Here is a 5,678-nt window from a genome sequence, read left to right as displayed (position 1 = left end):
CCCTTTAATAGCAATGGATACAGAGGGCTTAAAAGCATTTAAAAGCATTTAAAAGCATTAAAAGCATTTTCTTATTTTTTTTACTAACTAAAAAGACAAAAGAAAAAAGCCTAGTTACCTCAAAATATCAGGAACTTTTTGTACTCTTTTAGATCAGGTCAGGTAATTGATCAATTCTTTTTAGTTTACGTATCAATTTGATTATAACCTGATCCAAAGCAGTAGTATTTTTCCAACTTTGCAGTTCTTTTAGCATTCTAGTTAAATTTATTCTTCTTAAACCTTAGTAACCAGCTATAGAAACCACTCTATATGCCTACAGAATTAGATTTAAAAGTACTCAATCTCTATTTTGGTACATACTTAGCATTTCAATATTTAAACCTTTCTAAAGCGATTCTACGGCTTTCTAGCTGCATTACTTCGTTTACTCTACCAATTTCTTCTTGGTTTAACCCTTCAATAGCCGCTAAGTAAGGCTCAACACGTTTTTTAAGAGTGTCATAGCTCGCTTCTGCTACGCTTTTATCATTTCTAGCTTTCTCATAATCCATTAGGATGCTGTTTGCCGCTTTCACAGTCGGTTCTATTTGCTCAATAACGGCTGCTGTGACCTTCTCACCATATCGAGCCTTGCTTTCAAACATTTCAGGCTTAGGCGATACGGGTGTGATACTGAAATCTCTCGCGTGATTGATGTCGTGGTAATACTCCTTGATGCTGGTATGCTTGGCTTTAGAGCCTTCCTTGCCCCTCGTTAGACCTAAATCAGCGACCGTATTGGCAAAGTCGGTTTGCATCCTGCTTAGTTTGACTCGACCGCCTAGAAAATCTTTACAGTTGAGCTTTCCCTTTGGATCAATGGGAACCACATAAGCGACCAGGTGGGGTGTACTTATGTCCCGATGGATACTCACACAAGCAATATTTTCTGCTCCATGCTTATCACTGAGCCACAAACTCACTCGCTTAAAAAACTCATCTTCCTTGCTGGTTCCCCAACCTCCCCATTCAGGACTGGCAGTTATTAAATACTCAATACATAGCACCGCATCAGAGCGTCTTTTTTTAGGGAGCCGATCTTTTATTGCCTGTTTGACTGCTTCAGGAGTAGCCACACTATGATGATTTTTAGGGGTGCGATTAGGGTCGGCATTTGGCGTTTCTATCGTTCGGTAGTTGTGTGCAAGACTGCTAGCAATGTTGCCCATTGTCTTTAATTTTGCTGTCCTCAAAATTGCATAGTTCATTGCCACTTTTTCCTGATAATTGGGTGTTATTTCACTAAAGTGTACTTACTACACCATAAATCCACCTGTTAGGAAAGCGTCATTTTTAGAGCAAAAGACGGTGAAAAACAGCTGTTTTTCACTTTTTAGAAGCTAAGCTGTATACAATTTGTAGACAGGTTTTTCCTTTTTAAATCAATGGCTAACGTTAATTTTGTTTGCACTTTGTATACAACTGAAATTCAATAAACCTAACAATATCAGCTATTTGGCAGTCCCTTTAGGGTGCGTATAGTGTAGTCATTAAATTAGGCAGAAAATAACGGATATTTTATCTGTCATAAAATCTGCTACAAAAAAGGGGTTATAAGAGCGTTACTCCTTGTCATTCACTGGCATAATCTTAGGTTGGTATAAACAATTTATTCACCTAAAAAAATTATCTGTCGCTACAGATAATTCTAGTAATGGAGTCATTTATGAGCATGAGCGGTGTATCAATAACCAGTCGTAAAGGTCTTCAGTTTGAAGGCACTCAAGATGCGTATACCAGAGTGGTTGTACGACTCAATTTGCTTTTGATGAAAGACAAAACCCATGAAGCAGCGGTTAGGGAAAAATTAATTGAAGTGATGAAAGAGAGGAACAAACTAGGTAAATATTCTGCTTCTGATCTGTATGTCATGCAAAAAAGCATTGAAAAGACGGTTGAGGACTTTCTGGCTGGATTGGATGAGAAGTACATCACTGCTTAAATGCACAGCACACGAAAGATATTGAGATTTAATCACCTATCGCTTATATTAGGGGTACAAATATAAGCGATAGGTGATTACTATGAGTACGACTAATTATAATATACGGCTTGACCAAGATTTGAAAGACAGGTCTTTTTCTGTTCTTGAGAGCTATGGCCTAACGCCTTCACAAGCCATAAGACTGTTTTTGAACCAAGTCGCCGATACTAACGCTGTTCCCTTGTCTTTTGATTACCAGCCTAAGCTCAACGCGCAAACTCTCGCTGCTATTGCAGAGGTTGCCAACGGTAAAGGCACTAAGTACGACAGCTTTGGTGATTTGATGGATGAGCTAGAAGGCGAGGCTGATGAGATCCATTGAAGTATCAAGTCAGTTTAAGAGAGATGCCAAGAAGAATTATCTAAGCTTGCTCACTCCTGCATGGGGCGAGGTGCTTAATTGTTTGACTAACGATATACCGCTACCGGCCAAATACAAAGATCATGCGTTGACCGGCAATCATAAGGGATTTAGAGACTGCCATATCAAGCCTGACTTGGTACTTATCTACCGTGTTCAGAGCGATACGGTAGATTTCGTTAGGTTGGGTAGCCATTCAGAGGTGTTTGATTGATTAATATTACTCAACTAAAATTTTGTAGATAAAAAAGATCTTTGGTGTTTACCAAAGATCTTTTTTATCTATTGTAAGTAAGGTTCTTACATCATTTTTATAAGAATAGTCAAAGGTTTAGCGTATTTTCACCTGAATTAAAAGAATAAATAAGTGGCATATCCTGCAATCATCGCCATGGTAAAAATTACTGCTACAAATGCCACTAAAAGGTTTATTTTGAATAAAGATCGCAACAAAATAAGTTCAGTCAAGCTAGCTCCAGCACTGCCGATGATTAATGCCAATACAGTTCCAGAACCTACACCTTTAGCCATCAGTGCTGCTGCTAATGGTATAACCGCTTCAGCACGAATATATAATGGCACACCAATGACAGCAGCGATAGGAATAGCAAAGGGGTTGTCAGGACCAGCATATTGAACCAATATCTCAGTAGGCATGAAGCCATAGATGACACTACCAATTGCAATACCAATAAGTAGGTAAGGAAGCACATCCATGAAATCCTTCCATGCTTCCTGCCACAGACCACTATATTTACTTTCTTTCGCGACTACTACAGTAGATTGGCCATTACAGCAGTTAGAATGAACATTAGTTTTCTGCCCAACGCTACAGGAAGCTATCTTTGGCGTTGTATCATGATCTTCAGTTCCACAACTTGATACCGCTGGTGCAGTACCGCACGAACTTACTAATGAACCACATCCACCGCTATCCTTTTCGATGTTAGACCGACGTACATAACGTTCGAATCCTAGCATATGAAGTATCCAACCAGCACTTACCGACACGACTAAAGCTGCAACCACGTATATCGCAGTGAGGCTTAATCCGAAAGTAGCAATCAACAAAGCGACAATAATAGGATTGAGTAATGGAGAGGCAAAAAGAAACACCATCATTGGCCCAAACCCAGCACGCGCACGTATCAAGCCTTTTAACATAGGAATAGTCGAACAGCTACAGAAAGGGGTAATGGCTCCTAAGCCCACAGCGATAAAATAACCACGACTGCCTTCAGAGCTCAACAATGACTCCACTTTAGACAATGGAATATGGCGCTGAAGAACACCGACTAGTAAACTAATACCAATAAATAAAACCGATAGCTCTACAGCTAGGAAGGCAAACATTCCTAAAGTATCTTGTAGTTGAGGTGACATTGTATATTACCATATTTCTAGATTAATCGAATTAACAATTAGTTTAATTGTATCTTTTAATGCTGTCAACTATAATTCTAAAAATATCGAAATAAGGAATGGAATCATGGATCATGAACAAGTTGCAGCTAGCCTAGCTGAGTTAGGAAATAGTCATAGACTGGCTATATTTCGCTTTTTAGTTAAAGTAGGTCATGGCGGTGTCGCTGTTGGAGATATACAGAAAGAATTAGATATTCCAGCCTCAACACTATCACATCACATTGCTCGTATGAAAAGTGTGGGGTTTATCCGACAGGAAAAGCATAGCCGTACCATTATCTGCATACCTGAGTACCAACATTTAGAAAATTTAATCAGTTTCTTACGAGAGGAATGTTGTGCAGGTATTAAAATAAAGGATTAAAGATAACTGTTTAAAGAAAATTCGATTTTATATATAGGAGCTTTTCATCAAAGATACCTATTACAGTTTCCACATTACCCGCTTTAATTACATCGTTTATTTTTAAAGCTTGTTATTTGATCCTGTATAGCGCAACAATTACAAATAAAATGTGTATGGTAAGTACACTATGAAGTACATCGTGATTATTCCAGTTTGTTAAAACGTTGATATTATTATTAGCCCACAGCTGAACCTTTAAGTCCTCACCAGGGAACCGAACTGGTCAAACACACTCATAAGGCCTAGTATTCAAGATATTCTTTGATAGGACGCTTTTTAAACTGTGAAGGGTCTTTTTTGAGACGATTAATCATTTCAAACTCCCAAGCGTTCGGGTCTTGACCTGCTGGACTAGTAGAACTAACCAAATGATTATAATCGGCAATGAACTGCTTGTTACGTGCAATACGCCCCAGCTGCTTATCGCTTAATCCTTCAACCGTAAACATATCTCCTGTACTAACGTCGCGCTCCTTATTAACTACATCCTTCTTAGCTTTTGGCTTTTCATGAACAGTAAAACTAAATCCTGCAATTTTGCGACCTTTTTTCTTTTGAGTGTAACTAACATTGAGATCTGATTTTTCGTTTATCTCTTCAACAGCAAGGTTTAAGACCCTTTTTTTGAAGTTGCTCATAGTTTGATATTCATCAGATTCTAATCCTAACTGACCTCTAAACTTCTCCAATTCAAAAACAGGTGTTTTTTTGGCTTGCTTCCATTGAACCAGCAGCTCATAGAGCCTTACTGAGTAATTACTATCCATTTCAGCTGTTTGTTCTAGTAAATATTTAGTAAAAAACTCTTCAGCCCCATCAATCCGAGTAATCCCTTGTACTACAGCCGGAGTAAATACAACTTCAATCGCTCCTTCGTCATCTAAATATCTAACTTGGGATAACCAGCGAGATTTAACTAACTTACCTTCATCATCAACATAGCTAAAACGTCTGTTAAATAACGTATCTTCAGCGTCCTTCATCATTAGATAACCGTTTTGGCGAGTAGTATTAAAAACTTCAGCATATCTTTTAGCATCAATACGAAGTGGTATCTCTGCACTCAACCCTGTACCAGTCTCTCTAGCGTCTACAACGGCTAACTGCACAATGCGTATTTCTGATAGTTTTAGATTTTGTAGTACGGTGTTTAGATAGTTGGTTTTCACCACTAGATTAGATTTAGACATAATAACCTTCGTATTTGAATACTTATATTTAACTGTATCTTAGAATACACTTTTATTCAAGTATTTAAATGGTAAGTAAACGTATTCGAATGGGTAAGTAAACGTATTCGAATGGGTAAGTAAACGTATTCGAATGGGTAAGTAAACGTATTCGAATGGAGGTTGCAGCCCTTTAATAGCAATGGATACAGAGGGCTTAAAAGCATTTAAAAGCATTTAAAAGCATTAAAAGCATTTTCTTATTTTTTTTACTAACTAAAAAGACAAAAG

The 5,678-nt window shown here is 38.0% G+C and carries 7 protein-coding genes; 4 read left to right on the top strand and 3 right to left on the bottom strand.

The features are described from left to right. Positions 1 to 371: 371 nt before the first annotated feature. Positions 372 to 1,250, bottom strand: coding sequence for a MobV family relaxase (gene mobV, locus IE130_RS14070; protein ID WP_189587019.1), 879 nt, complete (start codon positions 1,248 to 1,250; stop codon positions 372 to 374). A 458-nt stretch (positions 1,251 to 1,708) separates the two neighbouring features. On the opposite strand from mobV, the gene IE130_RS14065 reads away from it, so the two are divergent. The 3 genes from IE130_RS14065 (at position 1,709) to IE130_RS14055 (ending at position 2,601) form a co-directional block, all read left to right on the top strand. After that, positions 1,709 to 1,984: a hypothetical protein gene (locus tag IE130_RS14065; protein WP_189587017.1), complete on the top strand. Its 276-nt coding sequence runs from the start codon at positions 1,709 to 1,711 to the stop codon at positions 1,982 to 1,984. A gap of 82 nt (positions 1,985 to 2,066) precedes the next feature. Next, on the top strand, positions 2,067 to 2,348 hold the full coding sequence (locus tag IE130_RS14060; protein WP_189587015.1) for a type II toxin-antitoxin system RelB/DinJ family antitoxin: 282 nt from the start codon (positions 2,067 to 2,069) through the stop codon (positions 2,346 to 2,348). After that, complete coding sequence (locus IE130_RS14055) at positions 2,335 to 2,601, top strand: type II toxin-antitoxin system RelE/ParE family toxin (RefSeq protein WP_015060936.1); 267 nt, start codon at positions 2,335 to 2,337, stop codon at positions 2,599 to 2,601. Before IE130_RS14060 ends, IE130_RS14055 begins: the two co-directional genes overlap by 14 nt. Positions 2,602 to 2,738: 137 nt before the next feature. Here the strand turns inward: IE130_RS14055 and IE130_RS14050 are convergent, their stop codons facing one another. Beyond that, on the bottom strand, positions 2,739 to 3,770 hold the full coding sequence (locus IE130_RS14050; RefSeq protein WP_189587013.1) for a permease: 1,032 nt from the start codon (positions 3,768 to 3,770) through the stop codon (positions 2,739 to 2,741). A gap of 106 nt (positions 3,771 to 3,876) precedes the next feature. Between IE130_RS14050 and IE130_RS14045 the strand changes: the two genes are divergently transcribed. Then, positions 3,877 to 4,176, top strand: a complete 300-nt coding sequence (locus IE130_RS14045) for an ArsR/SmtB family transcription factor (RefSeq protein ID WP_189587011.1) — start codon at positions 3,877 to 3,879, stop codon at positions 4,174 to 4,176. Between the two features lie 284 nt (positions 4,177 to 4,460). On the opposite strand, the gene repM is transcribed toward IE130_RS14045, so the two are convergent. Then, positions 4,461 to 5,408 carry a replication initiation protein RepM gene (gene repM, locus IE130_RS14040; RefSeq protein WP_189587009.1) on the bottom strand — a complete coding sequence of 316 codons (948 nt, stop codon included), beginning with the start codon at positions 5,406 to 5,408 and terminating at the stop codon, positions 4,461 to 4,463. Positions 5,409 to 5,678 lie beyond the last annotated feature (270 nt).

It is taken from the genome of Psychrobacter glaciei, from assembly GCF_014652895.1.
Taxonomy (GTDB): Bacteria; Pseudomonadota; Gammaproteobacteria; order Pseudomonadales; family Moraxellaceae; genus Psychrobacter; species Psychrobacter glaciei.
Note: the sequence above shows the minus strand (reverse complement) of the source record. Positions and strands in the feature narration are given on the sequence as shown.